The organism is Pantoea sp. JZ29 (assembly GCF_035190385.1).
GTDB classification, from domain to species: Bacteria; Pseudomonadota; Gammaproteobacteria; order Enterobacterales; family Enterobacteriaceae; genus Pantoea; species Pantoea stewartii.
In genome coordinates, this window is record NZ_CP045244.1 from 1 (window position 1) to 25,205 (window position 25,205).

Annotated in this window: 23 protein-coding genes; all 23 read left to right on the forward strand. The window is 59.9% G+C overall.

Going from position 1 to position 25,205, the window contains the following annotated elements; genetic code table 11:
• The 23 genes from GC090_RS22760 to trbC all read left to right on the forward strand — a co-directional run bounded on the left by GC090_RS22760 (nucleotide 1) and on the right by trbC (nucleotide 25,201).
• Complete coding sequence (locus GC090_RS22760) at nucleotides 1-3,705, forward strand: LPD7 domain-containing protein (protein ID WP_324022307.1); 3,705 nt, start codon at nucleotides 1-3, stop codon at nucleotides 3,703-3,705.
• 22 nt (nucleotides 3,706-3,727) lie between these two features.
• The gene (locus tag GC090_RS22765) at nucleotides 3,728-4,075 is read left to right on the forward strand and encodes a hypothetical protein (protein ID WP_029571112.1); all 348 of its coding nucleotides are present in this window, start codon (nucleotides 3,728-3,730) and stop codon (nucleotides 4,073-4,075) included.
• A gap of 9 nt (nucleotides 4,076-4,084) precedes the next feature.
• Entirely contained in the window at nucleotides 4,085-4,777 is a 693-nt protein-coding gene (locus GC090_RS22770) for a DotI/IcmL/TraM family protein (RefSeq protein ID WP_324022309.1), read from the forward strand.
• Nucleotides 4,778-4,786: 9 nt separating this feature from the next.
• Nucleotides 4,787-5,779 carry a DotH/IcmK family type IV secretion protein gene (locus tag GC090_RS22775; protein ID WP_324022311.1) on the forward strand — a complete coding sequence of 331 codons (993 nt, stop codon included), beginning with the start codon at nucleotides 4,787-4,789 and terminating at the stop codon, nucleotides 5,777-5,779.
• Nucleotides 5,780-5,781: 2 nt separating this feature from the next.
• Nucleotides 5,782-7,092, forward strand: a complete 1,311-nt coding sequence (gene traO / locus GC090_RS22780; protein ID WP_324022313.1) for a conjugal transfer protein TraO — start codon at nucleotides 5,782-5,784, stop codon at nucleotides 7,090-7,092.
• On the forward strand, nucleotides 7,089-7,838 hold the full coding sequence (traP, locus tag GC090_RS22785; protein WP_324022315.1) for a conjugal transfer protein TraP: 750 nt from the start codon (nucleotides 7,089-7,091) through the stop codon (nucleotides 7,836-7,838). Before traO ends, traP begins: the two co-directional genes overlap by 4 nt.
• A gap of 9 nt (nucleotides 7,839-7,847) precedes the next feature.
• Nucleotides 7,848-8,387 carry a conjugal transfer protein TraQ gene (gene traQ, locus GC090_RS22790; RefSeq protein ID WP_324022317.1) on the forward strand — a complete coding sequence of 180 codons (540 nt, stop codon included), beginning with the start codon at nucleotides 7,848-7,850 and terminating at the stop codon, nucleotides 8,385-8,387.
• Between the two features lie 75 nt (nucleotides 8,388-8,462).
• On the forward strand, nucleotides 8,463-8,849 hold the full coding sequence (locus GC090_RS22795) for a DUF6750 family protein (RefSeq protein ID WP_324022319.1): 387 nt from the start codon (nucleotides 8,463-8,465) through the stop codon (nucleotides 8,847-8,849).
• 61 nt (nucleotides 8,850-8,910) lie between these two features.
• Nucleotides 8,911-9,261 carry a hypothetical protein gene (locus GC090_RS22800; RefSeq protein ID WP_324022320.1) on the forward strand — a complete coding sequence of 117 codons (351 nt, stop codon included), beginning with the start codon at nucleotides 8,911-8,913 and terminating at the stop codon, nucleotides 9,259-9,261.
• Between the two features lie 85 nt (nucleotides 9,262-9,346).
• On the forward strand, nucleotides 9,347-9,961 hold the full coding sequence (locus tag GC090_RS22805; RefSeq protein ID WP_324022322.1) for a hypothetical protein: 615 nt from the start codon (nucleotides 9,347-9,349) through the stop codon (nucleotides 9,959-9,961).
• Nucleotides 9,962-10,013: 52 nt separating this feature from the next.
• Entirely contained in the window at nucleotides 10,014-10,634 is a 621-nt protein-coding gene (locus GC090_RS22810; protein WP_324022324.1) for a conjugal transfer protein, read from the forward strand.
• Complete coding sequence (locus tag GC090_RS22815; RefSeq protein ID WP_324022326.1) at nucleotides 10,606-13,650, forward strand: putative type IV secretion/conjugal transfer ATPase; 3,045 nt, start codon at nucleotides 10,606-10,608, stop codon at nucleotides 13,648-13,650. Before GC090_RS22810 ends, GC090_RS22815 begins: the two co-directional genes overlap by 29 nt.
• An 18-nt stretch (nucleotides 13,651-13,668) precedes the next feature.
• A complete protein-coding gene (gene traW / locus GC090_RS22820) occupies nucleotides 13,669-14,892 on the forward strand; it encodes a conjugal transfer protein TraW (protein WP_324022328.1) in 1,224 nt (407 codons plus the stop codon).
• Between the two features lie 17 nt (nucleotides 14,893-14,909).
• Nucleotides 14,910-15,671 carry a type IV secretory system conjugative DNA transfer family protein gene (locus GC090_RS22825; protein ID WP_324022330.1) on the forward strand — a complete coding sequence of 254 codons (762 nt, stop codon included), beginning with the start codon at nucleotides 14,910-14,912 and terminating at the stop codon, nucleotides 15,669-15,671.
• Nucleotides 15,668-16,240 carry a conjugal transfer protein TraX gene (traX, locus tag GC090_RS22830; protein WP_324022332.1) on the forward strand — a complete coding sequence of 191 codons (573 nt, stop codon included), beginning with the start codon at nucleotides 15,668-15,670 and terminating at the stop codon, nucleotides 16,238-16,240. Before GC090_RS22825 ends, traX begins: the two co-directional genes overlap by 4 nt.
• A 278-nt stretch (nucleotides 16,241-16,518) precedes the next feature.
• Complete coding sequence (locus tag GC090_RS22835) at nucleotides 16,519-16,938, forward strand: hypothetical protein (protein ID WP_324022334.1); 420 nt, start codon at nucleotides 16,519-16,521, stop codon at nucleotides 16,936-16,938.
• Nucleotides 16,939-17,028: 90 nt separating this feature from the next.
• The gene (locus tag GC090_RS22840) at nucleotides 17,029-17,232 is read left to right on the forward strand and encodes an Hha/YmoA family nucleoid-associated regulatory protein (protein WP_029571127.1); all 204 of its coding nucleotides are present in this window, start codon (nucleotides 17,029-17,031) and stop codon (nucleotides 17,230-17,232) included.
• 72 nt (nucleotides 17,233-17,304) lie between these two features.
• Nucleotides 17,305-17,541 (forward strand): hypothetical protein, encoded by a 237-nt coding sequence (locus tag GC090_RS22845; protein ID WP_324022336.1) that lies wholly within the window; start codon nucleotides 17,305-17,307, stop codon nucleotides 17,539-17,541.
• 130 nt (nucleotides 17,542-17,671) lie between these two features.
• A complete protein-coding gene (locus tag GC090_RS22850) occupies nucleotides 17,672-19,810 on the forward strand; it encodes a DotA/TraY family protein (RefSeq protein WP_324022338.1) in 2,139 nt (712 codons plus the stop codon).
• Between the two features lie 66 nt (nucleotides 19,811-19,876).
• Entirely contained in the window at nucleotides 19,877-20,542 is a 666-nt protein-coding gene (excA, locus tag GC090_RS22855) for a plasmid IncI1-type surface exclusion protein ExcA (RefSeq protein WP_324022340.1), read from the forward strand.
• 110 nt (nucleotides 20,543-20,652) lie between these two features.
• A complete protein-coding gene (locus GC090_RS22860; protein ID WP_324022342.1) occupies nucleotides 20,653-21,867 on the forward strand; it encodes a secretion/conjugation apparatus DotM-related subunit in 1,215 nt (404 codons plus the stop codon).
• 12 nt (nucleotides 21,868-21,879) lie between these two features.
• Nucleotides 21,880-23,028, forward strand: a complete 1,149-nt coding sequence (locus GC090_RS22865) for a thioredoxin fold domain-containing protein (protein ID WP_324022344.1) — start codon at nucleotides 21,880-21,882, stop codon at nucleotides 23,026-23,028.
• On the forward strand, nucleotides 23,015-25,201 hold the full coding sequence (trbC, locus tag GC090_RS22870) for an F-type conjugative transfer protein TrbC (protein WP_324022345.1): 2,187 nt from the start codon (nucleotides 23,015-23,017) through the stop codon (nucleotides 25,199-25,201). Before GC090_RS22865 ends, trbC begins: the two co-directional genes overlap by 14 nt.
• The last annotated feature ends 4 nt before the right edge of the window (nucleotides 25,202-25,205 follow it).

Below are 25,205 nucleotides of genomic sequence, written 5' to 3' on the forward strand. Positions count from 1 at the left end.
ATGAGTGACACGATTCCAGAAAAACGTATCTGGCTGGCCATCCCACATGACAAGCGGGAAGAAGCAAAAGAGCAGGGCGGTAAGCTAGACGACGGACGTAATGCCATTCAATGGAGTAAAGAGGACGAGCTCTGGTATGCCCGGCCTGGTACTGATGTAAAACGTATTAAAGACTGGCTCCCGGATCCGACGATACGCAGCAGCGGGGGCGATCCTCACGAGGAGTTTTTGGATGCGCTTACCAACGCAGGCCTGATTATTGAAGGTTTGCCGGTTATGGACGGTGAAATTCATCGCGTATCTGTTACTGATGGTCCTGCAGGCAATGGTGACGGTGTTTACCGGGGGTTTCTCAACGGCAGAAAACCCGGAGGGTGGTTTATCAATTACTGGACCGCTCCCACTCATAAGGACATTACAAAGTGGAAAGCAAGCGGAAACGGGGGAGAGGCAGATCCTGTTGCACGCCTGCACATGAAGGCACTGGCGAGGCAATCAAAAGATGATTCAGCCAGGAAGTTGGCCGAAACACAAGCCCGGCAGACGGCTAAAGCAAAATGGCTATACAGCAAATTGCCAGCAGCCGACCCAAATCACCCCTACCTGATTCGAAAGGGTGTCGCCGCCGAGCCTGATTTCAGGCAGACCAATAATGGTGCTCTGGTTATTCCTTTATACGACGTAAACGGTAATTTTCGCACGTTGCAGTATATCCCTCCGGATGGCGAAAAAACGCTGTATGAGAAAGCCCCCAAGGTGGGCAATTTCTTCGTGGTGGGAGGGCGTCTTACAGACGGTGAACCGGTGCTCTACGCCGAAGGGTACGCGACTGCAAAAAGCCTAAACATGTTAACCGGTCATCCAGTGGTCATGACTGTCGACGCCGGCAACATGCTCAATGTTGCAAGGGTGCTGAGTGAACGGTATCCCACAAGCCCGCATATTTTCATGGCAGATAATGACCACGCTAAACCTGTTAACACCGGTTTAGTGATGGCCAGACAGTCGGCCATCAATACTGGCGGGGAGTTCATACTTCCCGACCTCACCGATGCAGAACGCAGAGCCGGATATACAGACTTCAACGACATACACCTTTCACGTGGTATGGAAAGTCTGCGCGCCACGCTAATGCCCCAGATTTCACAGGCCCTTGAGCGGCTAAGTCTACCGGAGAAAACCATGAGTACACCTGACGACGCTAAACCAGCGCCGGAGAATTCACCCGCTCCAGAAACAGTGGCCACAACAGCTGCGGCGATTGAGCCAGTTTTAAATCCTGCCAGTGGACCTGCATCGACACTGACTCCAGTGGACGATAATCCCCTTCAGGGAGCCGAGCCTGTAAGTCCGAAAACGGCCGGACGTCCGGGTTCTGCAAAAGAGCATGCCGGCGAGATTCTCAAAGCACGCGAAGCCGGTCTTAAGCCTGCGGAGATTGCGGAGAAATTCAAGGTTTCGCAGACCAGCGTATACCGCATTCTGAAGGCGCAGCAGCCTGAAGCGGCTGACAAGACAGGCTCAGAAGCCTCAGTGGTCACGCAAGACAACGCTGATATAAGTTCAGGGGTAACCGCACCTGTCATCACCAGCGATGATCTTCCGGCTGCGGTTATCAGCGAGTCGGGCTTTTACGATGCCGGGCCTGAACCCGAAGCGGCTGCGACGACAGGACCGGCAGTAAATACAACCCGCGCGACCCTGAATCCGGAAGATATTGCTCGCGCAATGGCCTTTTCCGGACAGGGCCTGAGTCTGGCCAGAGTGGCGGCTGAGATGAATCTGGGCATGACTGAAACGCTTAACCTGCTCCGGGCCGGAAAGGAACAGGAAGCGGCACAGAATAATCAGCCTCAGGAGTCCCGGCCGGAATGGGTGGATTATGACCAAAATCCCCTGAGTGACACGCTGACGGTAAATGCCGCAAATGAAAAGGCGGCTCAGCCATCCGGTGAAGGCGAACCGTCAGAACCGGAGCCGGGCTCTGAGGCTGAGAAGCGCGCTGAGAACACGCGTTTGGCGGCAGAGAGTGCTTTTGGTGAAGAGAACGCCATTCTGGTCGGGGCGCCGCGCGTGGCGCCTCAGGACGAAGATGCGCCGGCATCTTCCGGAGCAACCGCGTCCCCCATCGATGCCGATAAGCTTCTGAGCCGTATCACGCATGAAAAGCAGCCGAACGATAAAAGCGTGCTGTACAGGCTGGACGGTGAACCCGCGTTTATTGACCGGGGGACCCGTCTGGTCATGGCTGATGGTGCCAGCAACCATGAAGAGAAGGTGCTCGCGGCGCTGCTGACTGCAGCCAATCACTATCATGGCCGCATAGAGCTCACCGGCAGCGACGCGTTTAAAGCTTTTGCAATCGGCGTCATCGTGGCGAATAAGCTGAACGTGAGCATGAAGGACGCTATGCAGCAGGCAGACCTGGATACTGCACGGCGCGCCGCGGGCCAGCCGGTGACACCGGCCACGCCTGCTGATGCGGTACGCGGTGAACCGGGCGCACCGCGTGCGACTGAGGCACCTCCCGTCACGTCGTCAGCGACGACAGCACCGGCAACGCAGCCCGTGCAAAACACACAGCACGTGACAGCGTCACAGCAACAAAAACCACAACAACCACAACAACCACAGCAACTACAGCAACTACAGCAACAGCCACAGAATTCTGCAGCGGCACCCGAGCCCGCTGTACCGAAGATTTCTCCTGCGGTCCATACGCCGGCTGAAAAAGCCCGGGAGCCGGTCACCGGTAAGGTCACCGCCTGCGGTCAGGCGCCGTTCCGGTTTGAAACCGGCCAGAGCGAAAGTACTTTCATCACCCTGCAGACTAAAGAAGGGCCGCATACGTTCTGGGGCAAGGAACTGGCCGGTCTGCTGCGTCAGACGAACCTGGAGCCTGGCCGCATGGTGACACTGCAGTGGCAGGGTGAGCAGCCGGTGACCGTTAAGGTACCGAAAAAAAATGATGAGGGCGTGGTCACGCACTATGAGCATGTGCAGACGCACCGAAACCAGTGGTCGCTGGTACCACTGGGCGGGACCCGTGTACAAACCGGAACCGCTGAAATGGTGCCGCTCGCGGCCGTGGACGTGAACCGCTATACCCAGATTCAGCAAACACTGGTAAGTCGTCTGGGGCTTTACATTGATGAGCCACCCAGACCCGCCGACGGACTCTACTGGGTGAAGCCGGACGGACAGGGCAGCGCTCAGCCCGGTGACGCGCTTTCGGCACCGCGCCCGCCTCACAACGAACGCGCTGGCACGCCGGTAATGTCAGAGTGGGGTAAAGACGGCAGGCCAGACCTGCTGCTGGTGCAGGGCGACGGTGACTATCTGCAGGGTGTAGTGCGCCAGAACGGGGTTTATCAGCATGTGCTGGTCAGCCTGCCGGGGAATGCGGAAGCGCCGCCGATGGTAGTGAACCTGCTGACGCCGGAGGGCGCGCAGCCCATCGGAAGCGGCAACGGCATAAACCGCTCTGGCGGTCAGCCGGTTCCGCGTGAGCACGTGGTGGTGCGACTCACCGGCGATACGCAGCAACGTATTGCTAAGCTCGACGCGCCTGCAGACGTACCCGCCGCGCTGCACGCCCGCCTTGGGTATGACGAGCGCTATAAAGCGGAATCCGGCTGGGTAAAGGAGCAGCCGGCAGCAGCACCACAGGCAGCACCGGTCACGCCGCCGCGGCCGGCGCAGTAATCGAACCCTCCGGAGACTTCACATGAAAAAGTATATTTCGACCGCCCTTGTGGCGGTCTTTTTGTGCACCACGTTTACGGCCAGCGCGGCCACCTGCCGGGCCGGCAGCGCTGCTCAGACCGGCAGCGAAGCGGGCTACAACGCTGCTAAAAAAGCGAACGATGCGTGGGCTGCCCGTGAAAGCCAGACCTCAGATCAGCTGCAGAGCTGCCTGTCCGGCATCCGCAACATTTCCATCAGCCTGCCGAACCTCCCGAGCCTGCAGGACATCATGAACAAGGCGTCAGAGAAGGTCTGCGGGGCGCTCAGCGACAAAATCAACAGCAACCTGCCGACCAACATTGACCCGTGGCAGTCCTGGGGAATGTAAGGAGAACCCATGCAAAACCCTGAAACGGCCGTACCTGCGGCGTCCACAGCAGGCGCTATCTCCGATCCGGCAGCGTATGAACATGCGGTGCAGGCGCAGCACGCGCGGTCGCTGGGTGCGGAGTTCGCGCGCAGCTGCCTGAAGAAGCTGGGCTGGAGCCTTTTAGTCAACGTGATTTTAAGCATTGCCTGTTGCGTGCTCATTTACCTCTACGTAACCAAGCCGCAGGATTACTTCGCCACGGAGGGCGGGCGCATCACGCCCGTTTATGCGACGAACAAGCCGGTCTGGAGCGAAAGCGACGTGCGTCAGTTCGGCGCGGACACCATCAGCCAGGCCTTCACCCTCGACTTCGTGCACTACCGCGACCAGATAACGGCGGCGTCCAAAGACTTTTCCGAGGAAGGATTTGCCGGTTACAACAAGGCGCTGGTCACCGGCTCTAACATCCTGTCGCTCATCAAGGACAAGCGGATGAACCTGACCAATACCGTGGAGCCGGGCGTCATTACCCGCCGGGGCGTCATCGGCGGACGCTATACGTGGGAATTCCAGTACCCCGTGACGATACGCCTCCAGGGTCAGAACAGCAGTACCCCGCCGCTTCGCTACATTTTCACGCTGCGCATCCAGCAGACGGACACGCGGCTTAAACCGCGCGGCCTTGAGGTCACGCAGACCATCACCAACAACGCAGGATAAGGAAAGGCTATGAGCAACTTTCGCACGCTTGCCCTGTGGCTGGCGCTGTGCGGCAGTGCGGGCGCCGCCCCGTCAGCGGGTACGGCCCCGGCGGCGGCCACAAGCGGTGGATGGCACTCCACCGCCGCCGCGGGCGGTGGACAGAGCACATCCTCGCAGGCGGCGGGCAGTACGGCCGCCGCAGGACCCCAGCCCGGACAGTCACTCCCGCCGCCTACGTCGGTCTCATACGATCAGGCGGAGGCGACCATCTCTCCGCTGACGCCGGATGAAATCCGCCGCCTGCGGGCGCAGCAGACTGAGCAGAACCGGGCGCTGGCCACGCCGGGCATCACAGCCGTGCCGCGCATCAGTGCACAGACCGTGAGCCTGCAGCCGGGCGCGAGCCTGCCGCTGGTGCGCACCGCGGTGAACTGGCCCGCTACGGTGAGTTTTATCGACAGTACCGGCGCGCCCTGGAAAATCCTCGGTGAGCCGGTGCCGGGTTCCCCTGACATCGAAGTGCAGTGGATCCCCGGCATGTCATTCATGGTCATCACCGCAAAGCGCGACTTTGTGAACACGCTGGTGACCGTGGGGCTGGAGGGCCTGCCGGTGCCGCTGCAGATAAGCGTAATGAGCGGCGAGGCCGACACCGCGAAAAAGACCTGGACGGTGGACGCACGCCTTGACCTGCGCATTCCCCGCCGTGGTCCGGGTGCGGCCCCGGACGCACCGCCCCCCTCACGCATCGGCCTTCACGACGACGTACTGCAGGCGTTTCTTGACGGCGTCCCACCGTCGGGGGCAAAGCGCCTTAAAACCACCGGCAGCGTGCCTGATACGGCGGTGTGGCAGCAGGGTGATGACCTTTATATTCGCTCGCGCGCGGAAATCCGCGACGAATTCGACACCACGCTTTCTTCGGCCGACGGCACGCACCTGTGGAAGCTGCCGCTTACGCCGCGCGTGGCCTTCTCCGTTGACGGGCGTACCGAAGCCCTCAGCATTGCCCTGGAGTAATCATGAGCGATCAACAGAATACCGGCGTCAGTAACATCCGCTTAATGATGAGTCTGATAGTGGGCGGCATCATCATTATCGCGGGTGGCGGCTACTGGCTGTGGAGTTACTACGCCAGTCCGCCGGCAGCAGTCTCCAGCGTAAACCTGACCCGGGTGAGCTCGACCACACAAATCACCACGCAGGAGGAGCCGGAATATCGCGCGAGGCTCCGCGAGAGCAATGCGCAGGGTGCGGAGGCTGCCGCCGCTCAGAACAGGAGCTTTATCGCCAGCATCCCGCTGCAGCAGGACGTGATTACACCAAAAGTGACGCCAGCGGTTGTACCGGTGGCTGCGTCCGCACCGCCGTCGCGTCCGCAGAGCAGCGGGCGCACGCAGGAGCAGGAGAAGGCGCTGGCTGAGGTGCGAACAAAGTCGCTGAATGCGCTGCTCGCGAAGATGCAGGCAGAGCCCAAAACAGATGTCCTGCCTACAGCGAAGCTGCTGGGTGGTAAGGACAGTGGCTGGGCGGCCTGGCGCGATTCGCAGCCGGGCAGCGCCGTGCAGCAGGCCGCAGCGCGCAGGCGTCAGGACGCGGCGAACACAACGCCGGCTTCTGTTGTGGTCGCACCTTACTGGCGCGGTCCGGGTAAAATCTGTACCGGGGTAGATTCAGACAACGGCACCACACCGGTGCTGGGATGCATTGAGACGGGCCAGTATGCGGGTGCGACACTCAAGGCACCTGAGGGAGCGAAGCTCTCCGGTGACGGCGTCATCATTCACTTCACCACCATGACGCTGAACGGGCAGTCCTACAAAGTGGACGCGTACGCACTGGATGACAAAACCCTCGTGGCCAACATCGCCAGCGACGTTGACCATCACTACATTCGCCGCATCGTGCTGCCTTCTATCTTCGGCGGCGCCGGTGAGGCGGGGCAGCTTTATGCGCAGTCCAACACGCAGTTGCTGAGCAACGGTTTTAACACCGTCACAGCCCGTCCCGGACTGCCTGACCCCACAGTTGTGGCGGGGGTTATTGCCGGGGGGATGGCCCAGCGGGCGGGCCAGGTGCTGGCGAACGATGCTGCCCGGGTGCCGGACCGGACCGTCTATGTTCACAATGGCGATGTGGTGGCCATTCAGTTCATGAGTCCGGTGTACAGCACGGATGCGCTCCCTCCGGAGGGGACAGTACCCTCAGTAACCAGCTTATCCACTACAGCGTCCGCGCCCCTGAGCAGCAACCCGACCCCGACCGCCGCGGACCTGCGTGCGGAAACCCAGGCGCGCATCCGCGCCGCTGAACAGAGAGGTACCCAACCGTGACTGAATTCGATACGCAGCCAGAGGTTACTGCACCGGCGTCAACGGCAGCACCCCCGCCCGCGCCACAACAGCAGAGCTTTCTGACGCGCCCGGTTTTTCTTGGGTATTCCCTTCCCTGGCTTCTGGCCATTGTGGTGGGGATGAGCATCGTCGCCTGGTACCTTTTCTGGCCGTCGTCCTCATCGCAGGACGCGAGCCAGCGGGCTTTCGGGCAGGATGCCGGCCTTGTTGCGGCCCAGCAGCCCGCCGCCGCCGCGCCCGTTGGCTCTGTACCGCTGCAGACCGGTGGACTCAGTGTCCCCGTAACGGCAGGCACCAACGGTGCCGGCGCCAGCACACCCGGAGACCTGGACACACAAATTCGGGAAAGCCGCGAATTTGAGGCGGCCAACCGTGAAGCCATCAGCCGTCTGTCGGAAACGGTTAAGGCACAGACGAAGGCGCTGGCCGCGTTACAGCAACAGCTTGACGGGGTGGCAAAGGAGAATGCCCGTCTGGGTAACCTGGTGACCGTGCTGGCCGTTCGGCCCGTAGCGGAGGCGCCGGGGCATAGCGCGGGTCGTAGAACTGCGCGCTCGCCGCTCGCTGGCATGCGGCTTGAAAGCCTGCAGGACGGCATGGCGTGGGTCAGCTGGCAGGGCCGGACGTGGGCGGTGCAGCCCGGTGACAGCCTTGGCGGCGTGACGGTGCGCGATATCAACGCGTCAGAACGTAGCGTCACAACCAGTGCGGGCGTGCTGCGCTAAGGAGGCGTCATGGGCGGTTCTCAGGACGGCATTCAGATGCTGGCCAACCTGGCATCCGGGCTGCAGAGTTCCTTTACTGACCTTGCGCTTACGCTGGGCTCGCTGTTCGGTGTGCTCGGCGCCGGCGGCTTCCTTGCCCGGCAGTCCTGGCTTGCCCGCAAGGCGCCCGGACAGTCGGCGAGTGGCGGGGCCGTACTGGCCTGGATACTGCTGTGCTGCTGTCTGGTAGGGCTCGACCAGCTTATCGGTGCGGGTGCACGTCAGGTGGGGTGGCAGGTCTCCTTTGACGCCATCAGCTACGTTGATCAGGGTACATTCGGACAGGGGGCTGTAGCGGCCAACGCCGTGCTGAGCCTGCTGCGTATGATCGGCGTATGGTTTGTGCTCTCCGGTGTTCTGTTGTGGCGCCGCTCCCGAAAAGACGGGCACTCCGGGCTGACGGCGGGCAATGACGTCAACCAGGGCACCATCAAATTTATTATCGGCGTGATGTTTGTGTGTAACCCCTACCTGCTTGACGCCATACAGAAAACTCTCGGCCTGCACTGACGCGGCCGTTCAGCCTTACGTCCACACGGACGGACTCAACGGCCATCCGGCCATTTTTCACAAAAGGAAAACGTTATGCTTACTCGCCTTTACTGCGCGGTTTATCTGCGCGCGCTCATGCTGTCTGAAACCCTGCGCAGACTGACTCTGCGCGCTGTGTGTGCCTGTATGGCGCTTATCTCACCGGTTGTTATGGCTGACGGTGATCTCGGTGATTTGGCCAAAGGCGGCGCAGAAGGTGCCAAGGTTTTCCAGACCAGCGGGATCACCGTTATTCAGGTTTTCGGCTTCTTTGCAGTGGGTGGTGCACTTCTCTCTGTCAAGGCCATGAAGAACAACCCGCAGATCAGGCCCTGGATGATCTGGGTTGCCTTTATTGTCGGCCTGTTGTGTCTCGGGATTACAGAAATCATCAAGCGCGGCATGGTCCAGTTTAACTTGAATCCAGTCACCGTCAGTTGACGCCCTGAGCCGTCCTGCGGGACGGCTCCTTCACTTCTCTCACTAATCCTGCCGGAGTTCCATGATGAATAGCTTTTGTCGCACGTTCCTTGCCATCACATTATTTACCGGACTCAGTGCCGGCGCTTTTGCTGACCGGCTGGTCAGCGTTCCAGTAAATGACGATGACGACTGTTACAAGCTCGACCAGCTCAATACCACTGCGCAGGTCATCGACAGTCGACTGCAACAGATATCAACGCTGCTTAGTCAGAGTGCTCAGAACGGGGTCTGCTGGCAGAACGGCAAATCGTACAGTCAGGGGGCAAAAATCGTTACGGAGGAGGGGGGTACCACAGCCACTGCGACCTGCAGCGTTCAGGAGAAAACGGGCTGGCCGGCGTGGAAAAAAGACGATGTCAGTGCTAAATGACAGTCAGATGCAGGGAGGGCACAGAACACTGTGCCCGTACGGCCATTTGCCCGGGAAGTTATATACAACGCTTGAGGGATTCCTCATGAATGACCTGCCAGACCCTGACTGCGCTGGAAATATCAGCAGTAGCTTGTGGCACATACTTAAAAACGTTAAGCAAATGGTGTTTTCAGCGAGCTGGCGACGCCGTGCTGCGCTGAAGGTTATCACTGAAATGCGCCTGGATAATCATCCATCAGGTTATCCGGAACCAGACGCTGTATCAGCGCTTGCGTATCATATTCGTCAGGAGAAGTTTCAGCTGGTGAGGGAGAAGGGGCGAGGTACGACAGAGGAAGCTGAAATTCAGTCCATGATTGATGCACTGAAAAAGATGCAACGCGCAGCACTCCGTGCGCGCCCTGGCATCGGATACGCGCCGACATGGTTTCAAAAAGGTCCGATATGGCGTGATACGGGTATCGTCGATAGTGTGATACTTATTCTGATGTTCTTTATCCCGCTGTTGCAGATCATCTTTGCTGTATCCCTGTCAGTGCGCACTTATACCCTGTGTGGGTTGTCAGTGCTGATAATCTTAGGGGATGGCCGGAGTCATGATGAACTGACAACACGAATTTCAATGTACATTTTGATTTTTTTCCTTCTGCCGACAATTTTGTTTTATTTGTTTTTCCACTTTCCCCCCGCCTCTTAACACTTATAAATCAACAGATAACCTCATCAGGCAACGCCTGTAAGGATAATGTATGCCCGTTAATCCGGCACAGCTTTCCACAAGTGGACCTTTGCAACTTGTTCCGGACATCAGCGGTGAAGACTCAGCTCCGAGACCTGTTGCTGTAGAGCCCGGCCCGCCCTGCCGCTGCTGCGGCACGCGCGCGCAGCGGCTCTGGCAGGGGCCGGACGCAAACCCGCTCTGCACGCTGTGCTGGCTGACCCTGAACCTGGACAGCCCGACGGCGGCTCACGGGCACCTGGCCTGGCTGCCGGATGCGCCACCGGGCGACCTCATGAATCTCCAGCGACGGGCGCTTATCGGGCAGCACAGCGACAGCAAATCCGTACGCAAAGCGTCACGGAAGGTCTGGAACTGGATGGCACGCCACGCACGCGAGGTGGAGGGCCAGTGGGGTACCTCCCGTGCCCCGGAGTTCGCCGCGGCCTTTGCGCGTCTGCCTCCCCTCAGGCGCAGGCAACTGCAGCAACGACTGGAAGGGTGTGTTCTTATCCTGCCCGCTGACGTGTTTACAGACCTGACCCTGCTACTGCCGATAGGGCGCACCGCTGAAAGCGCTGTGCACACCCCGGCCTGGAATACCTATACCCGGAGCAACCTGTATGCCAAACCCCCTCATCCGCTGGACTGAAGAGATTATCACCGCCGCGACGCGCTTTGCCGTGTCGCGTGATCTGCCAGACTATTGCGACCTGGAAACTGTGGTACGTCTGACTGAAGACGACCGGATACACCATCCCGATCTGACCGCCCCGTACATTATGGTCACGCACAGGGGCGACTACCTGTCGGTTTTTGAGATTGCCGGCAGCTACCGTGAGTCGGACGAAACACTGCCGGCCTCGGACATCGATGCCTGGCAGGGGCGCCTGCAGCGCATGACCGAGACGCTGACCGCGCACTATCGCTACATGGGACACCGCATCAGCATCGTGCACGAGTGCTCACCTGAGGGCGGAAAGGACGAAATCCGGCAGCTGCTGGAGCCACAGTATCAGTCGCTGAAGCGTACCGGCCTGAAGCTGCAGTACCTGCTGGATGAGCAGGTGACTAAGCTCTCTCCCTTAGTTAACCGGGAGCGCACCTGGCTTGTGTGCTACACCGGCCGGAGCGTGCTGGCCGGGCACGAACTGCGCGACGAAAACGCGCGCCTCAGTGACCTGATAAAGGCCAGTCCCACCGCAGCGTTCGGGCAGAACCCGCTACTGACTGAGCTGGCCGGGCTTAAAATCCGGCATGACGCCTTCATCTCTCAGGTAAACCGGGCGCTCGGTGACAGCGGTAAAGGCGTGCTGATGCGCCTTATTGATGCCCACGAAGCGGGCCGCGTACTGCGTGCGCAGACTGACCCTGGCACAGGAACGGTCTGGCAGCCGCTGCTGCCGGACGACTACATTATCCCTCGCGGGGTGCGTCAGGGAGCGGACGCCACCGCGCTGCTGGCACCCTGGCTGAACTTTCAGGTGATGGGCGCGCACGTCGACGAGATACGCAACAACCTGCTGAAAATTAATGGCGTATGGCACGGGACGGTGGCCGTGAACCTCGGTCCGCAGAATCCGCAGAGCTTCGCTAAACTGCGCGAACTTATTCCCCGCAGCGTGCCGTTCCGTATCCGTCAGGACCTGATGCCGGGCGGCATGCGCCGGCTGGGCGGCAAGCAGTCAGTTCTGAGCTTCACCGAATGGGTGCCGGGGCTGAAGCCGATTTTCCAGTCAATCTCGCAGCTTGCTCAGCGTGAGATGCACGAGCCGGTGTGCGTGATGACCATCACTGCGGCCACCTGGGGTGATTCACCGGAGACGGTGACGCGTAACCTTACACTGCTGCAACAGGCACTGGGCTCGTGGGGCGTCTGCGGTGTAACCCAGACATTCGGTGACCCGGTAAGAGCCTGGGTCGCCACGCTGACGGCTTCATCAGCGGCAAGCGGACCGTGCCTGATGTATCCACCACTGTCAGAGGCACTTAACCTGATGCCGCTCAGCCGCCCTGCAACGGCATGGAATGAGGAGGGCAATGCGTTGTTCATCTCACCCGACGGAAAGCTGATGCCGGTGGCGCTCGCGGCAGCTAACCAGACCAAAAAAACTACCATCGTGGCGGGTGAGTCAGGTGGCGGTAAGTCGGTGCTGATAAACCGCCAGCCGATCAGTCTGGCGATGAGCGCGCAGAAGCAGCTGCCGTTTTATGCGGGAACCGACAAGGGATTCAGCTCGGTGGGTATGGTATCGATACTGCGGGCAGCGCTGCCGCCGGAGCGGCAGGATGAGGTGCTGAGCATTATCCTGCGCAACGACCCTGAGCACTGTCGCAACCTGTTCGATATCCAGCTGGGCCTGACCGAGCCGCTGAGCTACGAGTCAGAGTTCATGGAAAATGCGCTTACCGCGCTGTGTATTGACCCCGGCACGGGCGAGCCACCCAACGGTCGCGACACGCCGGCTATCCTGCGCCGACTGGTGAGCGATTCGTTTAAGGCCGCCCGCGAAGAGCCGCGGCGCTACAAACCGGGTCTTGTGCCGCAGGTTGACGCAGCGCTCGAGGCCGCCGATATCTGGGAGAAACATCCGGAATACCAGGAGGACGCGACCTGGTATGAGGTGCGTGACCTTTTGCAGGATGCGGGCCACACGGAGGCTGCACAGCGGGCACAGTTCCAGGCGGTACCTGAGCTGGCAGATATGGCACCGCGTCTTGCCGAGTACAAAGACATATACGGAAACATCCAGCGAGACGGTAGCAGTGAACCGTTAATTGAGTACATAGCCCGCTGCCTGCGCGATGCCTGCGGCCAGTACCGCATGTTCGCCGGTCGTACGCGCTTCATGATAAGCCCGAAGGCGCGCGTCATCACGGTGGATATTCAGCACGTTGCCGGTAACAAGTCGAAGGCGGGCTACCTGCAGACCGGCATGATGTACCTCTTCGCCGGGCACATCGCAGGCGGTGACTTCGTGCTGCCACAGTATCAGAAAGAGCTTTTTCCTGCACTGCATAAGCGCTGGCACGCGCTGCACCGGGCGCGTGTGCAGCAGCTGGATGAGGAGGTCAAAACCAAACAGTACGACGAACTGCACAATGCGAAAGGTGTGCCCTTCATCTTCCCGATGCTTGAGACCGAGAACCGTGAGGAACGTAAGTTTGGTGTGCGCACTGTGATGTCCTCTCAGTACTTCCGCGATATGCCCGACGCACTGCGCCAGTCCGCAAACAACGTTTACATGGTCGGGATAGACCCGGAGGATCGCGAGCTGCTGAAGGAGCGCTTTAAGGTGCCGGACGTGACGCTGGACCGCTTTGACCGGATGGGCAGCGGGCCTTCAGCCGACGGCAGCGGCGTACCGTTCCTCGGCATCTTTCGCATAAAAGGGGGCAGCACCATCACCCACATCATGAAAAACACGGTTGGCCCGGAGGAGCTGTGGGGACACAGCACCACACCGGTGGACATGTCACTGCGCCGGACGATTGAAAGCGAGGTCGGCGCTGACACAGCACGCCGAATCCTCGGACGCTTCTTTCCCAACGGTAGCGCCGAAAAATTCATCGAGCACCGCCGCCGCACCGCCGGCGAAACGGGCGGTGAAAGCGTCATCCGGGCGCTGGCAACCGAGCTTATCGACAAACAGGGCTACGACCTCTGATCCTTCAGGAGTACTGATATGCAGTCAACCCAATTCAGGCGCCCCGCGGGGCGCCGGTGGCTTGCCGCCTGCGTGCTGGCGGCGCTTTCCCCGGGAGTCCATGCCTATCCCGTTGAGGTAATGTCCAGCGTGCCGATGGATACGGTCGTCAGGCCAGCGCTCGGTACCATGCAGACCACACTGGCCGAAATCCTCTCGGCTGAAACCGAAACCGGCACGGCTGTGGTGCAGAATGCCGACAAAGTCACCACGGCCGTTACAGAGGCCGCACGTACCCAGCGCGAGGCGGAGAACTTTAACCGTCAGGCGGACCGGCTGGAAAAAGCGCGCGCGTCCTATACGGTACCGGACAGCATCTGCAGTGAGTCCGCCTCCGGTACGGCCGCACAGGTGAGCCAGGCCACGCGGGCGACGGCATCAAAGCTCGCCGGCGGCGGCGGCGTATCGAGTGCGGCCGTGCGCGAAACGCTGGCGAGCCTACCCACGACGCCCCGTCAGGGGGGGTACCGCAGCGCGCTCATCCACGCAGCCTACTGCACGGCGGAGGAGGCAAAACTCTACGGTGGTACCGGGCTGTGTCCGTCCGTCTCTGCGCTTCCGGGCGGCGACACCGAAGCGCGATCACTTTACGACGGCGCGGGGCCGGCGGGCAAAGATCCGGAGCTGACCTTTACCCAGGCGCAGACAGACGCGGCCATGGCTTACGTGAACAACTCTGCAAAGCTTGATGCCGGGCGGACGCCGGGTAAGGGCGAAATCCAGACAGCGACCGGTCAGGAGTATCAGGGCCTGCTCACACAGTACAAGGCCATGCAGAGCGCGGCCATGCAGCCGCAGCTGGACATGGTGGCGGCGAGCCAGCCGCAGGATGCGACGCAGGCGGCACTCAGCGAGGCGCGGCAGTCACCGTCGGCGGAAAGTTACTTCCAGCAGACCGCATCCGCGCAGGCAAAGCAGACCGGCACCATGAGCGAGCGCGAATTTGAGGCGTTCGAAGTCGGTCGCCGCTACGCCAACACCGCGTGGGTCACCGATCTTCAGGCCATGGACGGCGACAACCTGACGCGTGAAATGGCGCGTCAGCAGAGTCTGGCCAACTGGCTGGCGCTGGGCATTAAAAACGAGCTGCGTCAGGCCAATATCATCAGTGGCCAGTTGCTGGCGCTGGCGGCAAAAAATGAATACGCCCCGCAGTTGCAGGCGCTGTCCTCGCAGATGAGCGCCGGCGTGAGCGCACAGTAACCTTTCCGGAGTATCACATGACGACAAGCGGTACCTTCGCGCCGGACACCGGCGCGCTTTCATCCCTGCTGGACGCGGGCAACGGCCCGGTGCTGGTGCTGGACCCCTGCGGTGAGCTGTGGGAGGCGTTCTGGCAGGCACCTGTCTGGAAAAAGCTCTGGCAGGCCTGGCGCCTGGCACCCGGGCAGACGCAGGAGGGCGACGTCTGGGACGTGCTGGCCGCGATGGGCAGCGTCAATGCAGCGGAAGCCAGTAAGTGTCTTGCCGCCGCACTTTTTCCGGCGGAAAGTCACAGCGACCTTACGCGCCGCCTCATGACCTGCATCCTGGCGTTCGCGGACGACACGGGGCATTTCAGCGGTTGCCCGGCCGGACTCGGTGCGCTGGCCGGACAGCTCTGGGCGGGGGATCTCTGGACCACCCTTGCCCGCTGGAGCCGCCAGTATCCGTATCACGCCTCGCTGCAGGCAGCGCGCGCGCTGCTCACGCTTGAGGGTGCCAGCGAGTCGGAGGCCGCCATCCGTAAGCGCATGGAAATTTTCCACCATCCGCACGTGGCGGAAACTTTCACGGGTGCGGCAGGGCTCAGCCTCAGCACAATCAGGCAGCGGCCGGGGCAGGTCATCTTCCTGACGCCCGACATCCGCTGCATGGAAAGTGAAGACCTGACGTCCGTGTACTGTTTCCTCGCGAGCGGCCTGCAGGCGATGGCGTCGCTTCATAACGTGACGTTCTCGCGCGTTGAGCCGGTCCTGACCCCGGAAGGGGGCGCCCTGTGAAAGATAACGACACAGCCGCCCGGAAGGACGGCGCAAAACCCGCCCGCATCACCGCGAAGCGTGCGGGCTGGGTAGCCCTGAACGTGGTGCTGCCGGCGTGGGAGGTCTCAAGCGTGGCCCGCCACGCCGGGCGCAACGTCTCACGTCTGTGGCAGCGGCTGCGCGACGTCACTGCAGGCCGTGGTCACGGCGACTACCGTCCCGAAGACTGGGCGCAGGCAATTGCAGACACCGGACTGACGCCGGATTGCCTGGCGCGCAACCTGCGTATCAGCCGCTGGATCTGGTGGGGGCTGATGTGGCTCACCGGCCTGCCGGTGGCTGGCTTTATGTTTGCACTGATTGCTGCAGGCAGCAGTATCAGCGGGACTGGCTGGCTGCGTGTAGGCTGCGTCATGCTCGTGCTGATAATGCTGTCAGCGACAGGCTTCGTTCAGGCTCTTGCTACGAGCTTCCGCCTGTGGCAGTTGAGCGAAAAGCGGGTTACGGCGTCAGAGAACGGGAGTTTTCAGGCTTACCTGCAGGAGACGCGCTGGTGCAGACAGGTGCTGAGCGGCGGGCTGTTCTGAGTGGGCAGGCGATGACCATTGCAAAATTTTGAAATTCTCCACCAATTTCACCGGAGTCTCACACATGAAAAAATGGTTAATCATTTTGTGTGCAGTTTTGTTTCTGGCTGGTTTCACTTCGTATATGCACCACAGAAATGAGCAACTGACAAACGGACCTCAAAGAGGGCAGTTAGGAAGCTGGAACGGATGACCCCTGCCTTTACAGCCTGAACAGAGGGAAGCCGGCCGCCCGGAACCGAGATGGACTGCCTTACAACCATCAAAAGAGGTAAGACATGTATATCCGACTGGATCTCTTCGCTGACATGCTTCGCATCCGTCCGGGCGACCTGCTGCAGGCGGTGCGCACGGACGGGATGCTGGCTGGTCTTCACCTTCCACAACGTCGTCAGGTACGCGGTGCCGCCGTGATGTTTCTGCAGGAGGAGGCCATAGCCTTCGCTGAGCAATGGCAGACGCGTTCAACTGCCCCCCCGGCTCCTGACGCCGATGAGCCACTGGTCTCACTAGACGCGTTTGCCCGCCAGGCCGGCATCGCGCCGCTGGCGCTCTGGCAGGCCGCCAGTGCCGGTAAACCGCTCAGGGGGATAGTTCTGCCGGTGGCGGTGAAAGCTTACGGCAGTCAGCTGATGTTTTCCGCGAAAGAGGCAGGGCTGTTTGCCGAAGCGTACAAACAGCGTCTGGCAAAAACGTGAAGTGAATCAGCTTATTGATCGTATTTTTTCCGGATTAACACATACTATCCGGCATTATCCGCTGATGCGTAATTAATAAAAGGAGCAGGGATGACCCGCACCGAATGGCTTATGAAGTTCCGGCGCTGCCGGAACATTGAGACGCTGGAAAAGGTGTATGAACACCTGAGTTATTCCGGAGACCCCGGAGAAGAATTTGCCATGACGCAGGCTTATGACCATCGTAAGGCAGAATTCGCCGCAGGTAAGCTGTTTGACCGCGTACCTAAGCACGTCTGGCAGTACGTTAAGTAACCTTCTGGCACCTCCCTGCCCGGGCGGCCAATCCTTCGCCGGTAACCGCCGGCATCTTACGGAACTGACATCATGAGAACAAACATACTGCACTCCATCGCCCGTGTAGGCGGACTGGTGCTTCTTATGTGCCTGTGCAGGTCACAGGCGCAACCCCTGACGGGAGCTGTCCATGCAGGAAACTTACCGGTCATGGGATGGGCAGTTCTTTCCGGACTGGCATTAACGAATGCCGCCTGCATGCTGGCGCTTATGCAACGTATGGCTGCTTTTATCCTCAGCCTGATTTACCCGAAGGCTGATGTATAAAAGATTTTTCAGGCCTCATCCTCTCTGCGAGACGCTGCCCTCTGCTGTGCCGCTGACACACACCTGACACAGCCGCTCAGGCGGCACCCACTCCTTCCTATCCGGTCAGCTCCTGACCCGCAGGTAAACCATGAAGCTACTGACAAAAATTCAGGCGGCGGCTCTGCTGTGCGCCGCGTCCTGCCCGGCGCTTGCCGACGGCGTGGACTACCAGACCATCAGCGACGCCGCCAGCAAGACAGGTGACCTTTCCCGTCAGGCGCTGGTGATGATATTCGGTGATGTGGTCCTTACGCCTTTTCAGCCCGGGCAGGCCACGCTCATCGGCTCGCTCTTTGCACTTCTGAACGGCGTACTGTGTGCTGTGGCGTTGTTCTGGTTTCTTACCGTCACGCTGAAAACGCTGTTTAAAGGCGGTCAGGAGGGCAAAGTGTTCAGCGCCGGGCGCACTATGCTGCATCCTGTGATGAGTTTTGCGGGCTTTATCACGCTCATTCCCACCGCATCAGGCTGGTCGCTGTCGCAGCTTGTGATGCTGTGGGCTGCGTCCACCATGGGCATCGGCAGCGCAAACCTCTTTACGGACAAGGCGGCCGACATGATAAGCAGCGGCATGTCGCTTGTCGTGCAGCCCACAGCACCCTCCACGCGATCGGCGGCGCGCGCGGTGTTCGAGATGAATCTGTGTAAATACGCCACCAACAGTGAGCTGACTTCGCTTTATCAGGACGGTCAGGCCCGCACTGCGTTGATGCAGACGCAGGGTGGTAACGGCGACTACACCACTGGCAACGGCAGTGCGCTCTGCGGCACGGCCCGTATCCCCGAGCCGTCAGGCGGCATGATGGACAGCCTGTTCGGCTCGGCGGTCAACACGTCCAGCGTTACCACGGCATCGCGGGGAGCGCTGGATACCATGCAGTCCACGCTTGATTCTGCCGCACAGGCCTACGTTGAGGCCTATCTGAACCGAAGGGATAAAGACACGGGTACGCTTGTCGATCCTGAAACCACTATTCAGAACGCGGCCGCCGCCTATGAAACCACGGTCAACAATGCGCTGAATCAGCTGAACTACAAGGATTCTTTGCAGAGTCAGCTGACGACACAGCTTAAAACATACGGATGGATTTCGCTGGGCGCCTGGTACAACACCTTTGCTACTGCCAACAGCAAGACTAATGAGGTGGCCAACGCGGCACCGGTGACGTCAGGGCCGAGCCTCAGCGGCGAAACCGGCACCGGCGACCTGTATCATCAGGTGTTCACAGCCTACAGGGCACAGGTGCAGAACAGCACCTATACGGCACCACTTGGCACGCAGACGGCAAAAGATGATGGTGCAGCGGTCAATGCAGCGGATCCAAATGCTGTATTCACAGGTATTTTTAAATCGCCGATGCAGCAATTGACCACTTTTATTGCTACCAGAGAATATGGCACCGAAGCGGATTTCTCACATCAAGTTAATCCACTGATTAAGATGCAAGCCATCGGTGATATCACATTGTTGGCAACTGAGGGAGCGTTAACGACTTACACACTCGTTTACGCTGCCGCCTCTGCTGCTGATAATTCGTTGCTGGGGACCGTCGGAAGAATACTCCCATTTAACGTGACTGCCGCTACTAAGGATGTGTTGGCAGAACTTTCGCCGCCCTTTTATTTTCTGTTGTTACTGCTCTTTGCTGTGGGGTTCTCACTAGCTGTATTTTTACCAGCAGTGCCGTTCCTGTACTGGATGGTTGGCGTTTTTAACTGGCTTGTCAGCGTCATGGTAGGTTGCGCTGCAGGCCCGATGTGGTCGGCGACGCACCTTGGTGCCGAGGAAGATAAAGGTAGCCGCAGCGCATATGGATATATCTTCCTGATCGATATGATTTTGCGTCCCTCGCTAATGGTGCTGGGTTTTTTCTTTGCCTCAGTGGCAGTAATGGCGGGTGGAACACTGCTGAATCTGCTGTTTGGGACCGCGTTGGCTAACGCTAACGCTGATTCAATCATTGGAGTATTTAAAATGGTGGGCTGGCTGCTGATTTATGCCCGTATCGCTACTTTCGGCGTTACGCGCGTATTTGGCCTGCAGGCTACGCTGGCCGATTACGTCATCACGTTCCTGGGTGGGTCGGGTATGGCCGGAGTCATGGGAGGGTTGGTTGATGACGTTAAAGGGATGTTTGCAGCGGCAGGTGGTGGTGCCCGAAGGACGCCGGGTCTTCAGAAGGTCACTAATCCTGAAGGGCCAACAAATGAAGACGGAGTCAGGTAATTATACCTGGATTTATTTACAGTCCTGAGTATAATTTAATCAGAGGGATTGCGGCAGGAGGATGCCATGAAAACAGTACAACGTCATGATAATTGGCTGGATTATATATGGGCCATAACGCGGGTAGCTTATTATTTCTTGGGCCTCCCTAGCCTCTTATTTATTGCCCTTGCTAGTATTATTGTCTATTCAAGTAAAGGCCCTACCGAGCCAGATGCAGGCATGGGATTTTTCTTTATTTTAGTTTGGTGTGGGATCTTACTCCCTTTAGGCTTCCGTCGTCTCAGTATCATTCGTCGTCGTCGCCAGCTCAAAAAGATGGTCGCTCTGCTCACCAGTGATACGCGTTTCAGCCCTCAGAAGCAGCATCAGGTGATGGATGCGGGCCGCGGTAAATATCTGGGTATCGATACCCGTTACGGCAACATTCTGTTCATCCACATGGTGAAAAAGGGTGTCGTCGATGTTATCGGTCTTACCATGCGTGACTGGACTGACCGTGAGCTGGAAGGGAGCACGCTGCGGATTAATACCAAGAATCCTGACGTGCCGGTGCTGAGTATAAACGCACACCCCACGGTGACTAAGGAGCTGTATAACACGCTCAGTGCAATGAGCCATAAAAGATACACGGAATCCTTCCCCCAGGAGCCGTGGCCACTGCACGTAAGCCTCCAGAGCCGCTTTGTTGAATTCGAACACGACGTGGTGGTTCCTCAGGCAAGCAACTGATTCCCCCTGACATCCTGATGCATTTCCTCTGACACCGGCCACGCGCCGGTGTTTTTCTGTCTGCTTTCCGGCGGGCCGAAGCGCCTGTCTCCGCCTCTGGAACCTCACATATGAATACCTATCATCCGAACGCCGCCGGCAGTAACGAGTCGGCCATGGTGCTGATGACCTTTTGCCTTGGGCTGCTGCTCTGCTGGCTCTTTTTTGCCGACTTTGTGCGCTGGAGCTGCTGGGCTCTTTACTGGCTTTGGCGCCTTGCCGATTTTCCCCAGATACACCGCTACGCCGCTGAGCGTATCAACCTCCTGGCCATGACTGGCAACGGTGCAGAGTCTGTAGGGCTAAGCGAATGGCGCGATGTAATGAACAACACGGCCGGCATCCTGTTTGTGCCCATGTTGCCGCTGGTTACCGTGACCAGCTGGGCCCTGGCGCGACATCCTGCGCTGGGCTTCCGGAGCCGGCGCGCGATCGACATTCACTCGCTGCCCCGGGTGATGGCCACCTTCGCGCCCTCGGTTATTCCGGTTCTCTCCGGGCATCTCGGTGATGGCCTGATGAACGACACCACGCCGGAAAACGCCTGGGCGCAGAAGCCTGAGGAGTTTGCAGAGCAGCACGGACTGATTAAGCGCCGTGTACTTGACCGCGATGCGGCTAAAGCAATATTTGACGCGCAGACCGGCCCGTCCATTACTTCGCCGGTGCACTGGCTGCCGCATGAACGCGCGCTGCTGGCCGTTTTCGGCCTGCAGGTGTTCACCGATGACCGTAAGGCTGCTACCAGACTGCTGGATGACCTGAACCGTTCTTGCTTAATCCGCCGTCCGTTCCGCGCGCCCGAATTTCGCAGCGTACCCGACTGGCAGGTTGCAGAGAAACACGTGGCGCGCGTGCTGGCGAGCCCGGGTGTGAACGAATGGCTGAAGACGCACCGGACGGTGCGCTCTGCGCTGGTCGGGCTCTACGGCCGCGACCTGCGCCTGCCGCCAGCCCGGTTCCGCTGGCTGAAGGGCTGCGATCGCACGCTGTGGTACGGGCTGCACACCGCCGACACCGCCAAAGTTTTTGTTGAGGGGGCGGGCATCGTCGCACAGGCTCGCGCGGAGCAGATGGCCATTAGACTCGGTCTGCCGTGCCCGCCGCTGATGACCGGTGAGGCTGTCGACGGGCTGCAACTGGAACTCGAGTCGCTCGGGCTCGTATATCCACGCGACCCGCGCCCCGAGCGGGCGAAAAAAACGCGCGAAATGCCTTTCCCTGACGCACTTTATCTGCCCGGTGAGGGCGAAGACGAATTTTCTGACGGCGCCGGCGTGCGCTGAAACAAGGATAAGATGATGACAATTTCACGCAGAGAAGGCCCGTTCGTGGCCGACATTACCGGTGGCGTGCTGAGCGCGCGCCGCGAAACATCCCAAGCAGGACGGGGACAGGGTGGCATGCATTTCCACACTGCAGCGGCGTCAGAGCCCCTTTTTATTCTGCCAGTCACAGAGTGTCCGTGGGTTGTGATGCAAAGCGACGGTCTTTACGCGCAGAACGCGCAACATGCGCCGACGGCACTTTACCGCGGGGATGACGCTGCACAGTTGCTGAGCTGCATTACTAATCTGATGACCACTGTTGAGAGTAAACGCAGCCTTCACGGGGGGATAAGAAAATACGCTTTCGCTGTTGCAGCAGCTTACCTTACAGGGATTTTACTTGTACTCACCGGCTATGCATTTTATCAGTTCACGACGCCAGACTCCCGCCTGCTCAATCAACTGAATTCCCCTCAGATACTTCATCCGGAGTCTGACCACGCCCGCTTCAGGCCTGCTGAACCCGACGCCACGGACATGACGCCGTCCTGGCACAAGGGCTGGCGCGTGGACTCCCCTGCGCTGATAAAGCCACTTCCTCAGGCGCAGCAACGGGTCGATACTGCGCCTGCAGACGGCTGGGATCTGCCGCAGAACGTGCGTTCGGAACTGCCGGCAAAACTAAAAAGCGCGGCATCACGCGGTCTGTTCACTGTGCCGCTGTCATCCGGCCATGCGCGCACAATTTACGTGTTTGCCGACCCGGCCTGTCCGAACTGCCAGCGCATGGAGCGTCATTTTGAAACCGTCGCCGGCACCGTCAACGTGGTGATATTCCCGGTCACCATCGAGGGGCGCGAGGCGTCACTGAAAGCGCTGACGCCGGTGATGGCCCTGCCGGAAGCTGAGCGTCCCGCCGCCTGGAGGCAGTTGTTTGCGGTTGACGCAGGCATCAGCGTGCCAGGAGGCGGACAGGCCGCACCGGTGCCAGCGGACGAGAATCAGGCCGAAACGGCGCGGGGGGCGATTGGCGTCAACGAGGTGGCCTTCCGAGCCTACCGCCTGCCGGGCACCCCCTGGACGATTTCAGACGACGGTCGCTACGTGCCGCAGAGTGTATTGAGCTCGCCGGCGGCCCTCACGGCATTTTTAAACGGAGGTGGTAATGACGGACAGTAATTCCGCGATAGACAGTACCCGCGTCAACCGGCACGCGGGGCGTTCGTGGCTAACCGACGTTCTTTGTGAAACCGGCACGCTGGCCTGGGGAATGCTGGCCGCGGTAGGTGCCGGCATCATATGGCCCGCCACGCTATTACTGAGCCTGCCTTTGCTGATGTTCTGGTCGCTGGTTGTTGCGCCCGCCGGCCGCTGGCAGATGCCGATGCGCATGCCCACCGACATGAACCGGGACGACCCGTCGACGGAACGCCAGGTGCCGGCGAAAGTGCTGGGATTCCTGCCGGTGGCGACCGTGCGTATTTATACGAGCCGGGCGGCGGGGATTCTTTACGCCGGCTACCTGCGCGGCAGGGACGCCGGGCGAGAGTTGTGGCTCTCGATGGACGACCTGACGCGTCATGTGCTGATGTTCGGTACCACCGGCGCCGGGAAAACAGAGATGCTACTGGGCTGGGTGTTTAATGCGCTGTGCTGGGGTAAGGGAATGATTTTCTCCGACCATAAGGCTCAGAACGACGTGGAGATAGCGATAATGTCGCTTGCCCGCCGGTTCGGGCGTGAGGATGACCTACGCGTGATGAACTTTATCACGGGTGGCCGCTCGCGCGCGCAGGCACTGCTGGAGAATGCAAAAGGGCGTCCGCAGACCAACACCATCAACGTGTTCGGGATGGCGCAGGAAACCTATACCATCAACCTGATGGACTCAATGCTGCCGAAAACCGGCGGTAGCGGCGGCGACTGGCAGGAAAAGGCCCGCTCCATGAATCAGGCGCTGGTGACCGCGCTTGTTTACAAGTGCCGCCGCGAGGGGACAGTAATGTCGCAGCGCACTATTCAGTCACACCTGCCGCTGCGTAAACTCGCCGGGCTTTATGTGCAGGCTGTGGAGGAGCAGTGGCACGAGGAAATCCGCGTGGCGCTAGAGAACTATCTGAGTACGCTGGCTGGCTTCGACATGGATAAGGTGGCCACGCCGTCAGAGTGGGACCCGGAGGCAAACCGTCAGCACGGCTACCTTATGCAGCAGTACACGCGCATGCTGAGCCTGTTCAGCGACACATACGGGCATGTGTTTGCGCGCGACGCGGGCGACATTGACCTCAGAGACGTGGTGCACAATGACCGCATCCTGTCTGTTCTTGTGCCTGCGCTGGAGCTGTCGGCCAGCGAGAGCAACACGCTGGGCCGGCTTTATCAGTCGCAGCTGGCCATGATATTGAGTCAGGACCTGGGTGATAAGCTGGAAGGGCGGCCGGAGGATAACATGACGGTGCGGAGGTTTAAGGACCGCTTTCCGTTTCTCTGGATAATCGACGAGGTGGGCGCCGGCTATAGCGAGAAGCTCGGCGAACTGGCCACGCAGGTTCGCTCGCTGGGCTACTGTCTGCTGCTGGCCGGGCAGGAGGTGCAGCGCCTGAAGACGGCGGCGGGCGACGCGGTATGGACGCTGATCGCCAACATGGGGACACGTTTCACTGGAGTAATAAAAGACCCGAAAGACACGCTGGAAATTCTGCAGCTGATGGCCGGCACCGAATACCGCGCGCACATGAGTGCGATGGTGCAGCAGGGCAGCATAATCGGCAGCGGCCTGAGCGAGGACCCCCGCCTGCAGGTGACCGAAAAGAAAAAGGTCGACGTCGATGAGGTTCAGAAACTGCAGGAGGGGGAAAACGTCACCCTTTTCAGGGGGGAAGTCATCCGCGGCAGCTCGCTTTACATTAAGGACCCCCAGAAATTCGCGAAGGAGCCGGTGCGTATCAACCGGTTTCTGGAGGTCAGCCCGCCCTCTGAGGCTCGTCTTCTGGCGACCATGCCTTACCGTCAGCGCCGCAGCTACGTGCGGGCCGCCCGGGTACAACACATTCTGCAGGTTCTGGACGCGCCTCCGGGCGCGCAGGATACCAGCCGGCTGGTGCTGACCGACCCTGCGCTGGCTGCTGTCTGTGAGTTCAGCCTCGAATGCGAGTACTGCTGGAAGCGCTCACCGTCTGCCGCAGTGCGTTCGTCAGTTCTCTGGCATATGGTACAGGAAAGCCTGCCTGCGAGGGGCAGGGGCTACAAGGTCCGCCTGCGTGAACCCCGCCTGATGGGCGTGGGTCGCGAGGCGATTGAAAAAGCCATGCAGAACTACGTACCACCTGCGCCGTTCGTCCTCCCGTCGTAATTAA

Excerpts from the sequence above, each read along its gene's own strand:
- GC090_RS22760 (WP_324022307.1), top strand. The coding sequence starts at position 1 with ATGAGTGACACGATTCCAGAAAAACGTATCTGGCTGGCCATCCCACAT.
- GC090_RS22765 (WP_029571112.1), top strand. The coding sequence starts at position 3,728 with ATGAAAAAGTATATTTCGACCGCCCTTGTGGCGGTCTTTTTGTGCACC.
- GC090_RS22770 (WP_324022309.1), top strand. The coding sequence starts at position 4,085 with ATGCAAAACCCTGAAACGGCCGTACCTGCGGCGTCCACAGCAGGCGCT.
- GC090_RS22775 (WP_324022311.1), top strand. The coding sequence starts at position 4,787 with ATGAGCAACTTTCGCACGCTTGCCCTGTGGCTGGCGCTGTGCGGCAGT.
- traO (WP_324022313.1), top strand. The coding sequence starts at position 5,782 with ATGAGCGATCAACAGAATACCGGCGTCAGTAACATCCGCTTAATGATG.
- traQ (WP_324022317.1), top strand. The coding sequence starts at position 7,848 with ATGGGCGGTTCTCAGGACGGCATTCAGATGCTGGCCAACCTGGCATCC.
- GC090_RS22795 (WP_324022319.1), top strand. The coding sequence starts at position 8,463 with ATGCTTACTCGCCTTTACTGCGCGGTTTATCTGCGCGCGCTCATGCTG.
- GC090_RS22800 (WP_324022320.1), top strand. The coding sequence starts at position 8,911 with ATGATGAATAGCTTTTGTCGCACGTTCCTTGCCATCACATTATTTACC.
- GC090_RS22805 (WP_324022322.1), top strand. The coding sequence starts at position 9,347 with ATGAATGACCTGCCAGACCCTGACTGCGCTGGAAATATCAGCAGTAGC.
- GC090_RS22810 (WP_324022324.1), top strand. The coding sequence starts at position 10,014 with ATGCCCGTTAATCCGGCACAGCTTTCCACAAGTGGACCTTTGCAACTT.
- GC090_RS22815 (WP_324022326.1), top strand. The coding sequence starts at position 10,606 with ATGCCAAACCCCCTCATCCGCTGGACTGAAGAGATTATCACCGCCGCG.
- traW (WP_324022328.1), top strand. The coding sequence starts at position 13,669 with ATGCAGTCAACCCAATTCAGGCGCCCCGCGGGGCGCCGGTGGCTTGCC.
- GC090_RS22825 (WP_324022330.1), top strand. The coding sequence starts at position 14,910 with ATGACGACAAGCGGTACCTTCGCGCCGGACACCGGCGCGCTTTCATCC.
- GC090_RS22835 (WP_324022334.1), top strand. The coding sequence starts at position 16,519 with ATGTATATCCGACTGGATCTCTTCGCTGACATGCTTCGCATCCGTCCG.
- GC090_RS22840 (WP_029571127.1), top strand. The coding sequence starts at position 17,029 with ATGACCCGCACCGAATGGCTTATGAAGTTCCGGCGCTGCCGGAACATT.
- GC090_RS22845 (WP_324022336.1), top strand. The coding sequence starts at position 17,305 with ATGAGAACAAACATACTGCACTCCATCGCCCGTGTAGGCGGACTGGTG.
- GC090_RS22850 (WP_324022338.1), top strand. The coding sequence starts at position 17,672 with ATGAAGCTACTGACAAAAATTCAGGCGGCGGCTCTGCTGTGCGCCGCG.
- excA (WP_324022340.1), top strand. The coding sequence starts at position 19,877 with ATGAAAACAGTACAACGTCATGATAATTGGCTGGATTATATATGGGCC.
- GC090_RS22860 (WP_324022342.1), top strand. The coding sequence starts at position 20,653 with ATGAATACCTATCATCCGAACGCCGCCGGCAGTAACGAGTCGGCCATG.
- GC090_RS22865 (WP_324022344.1), top strand. The coding sequence starts at position 21,880 with ATGATGACAATTTCACGCAGAGAAGGCCCGTTCGTGGCCGACATTACC.
- trbC (WP_324022345.1), top strand. The coding sequence starts at position 23,015 with ATGACGGACAGTAATTCCGCGATAGACAGTACCCGCGTCAACCGGCAC.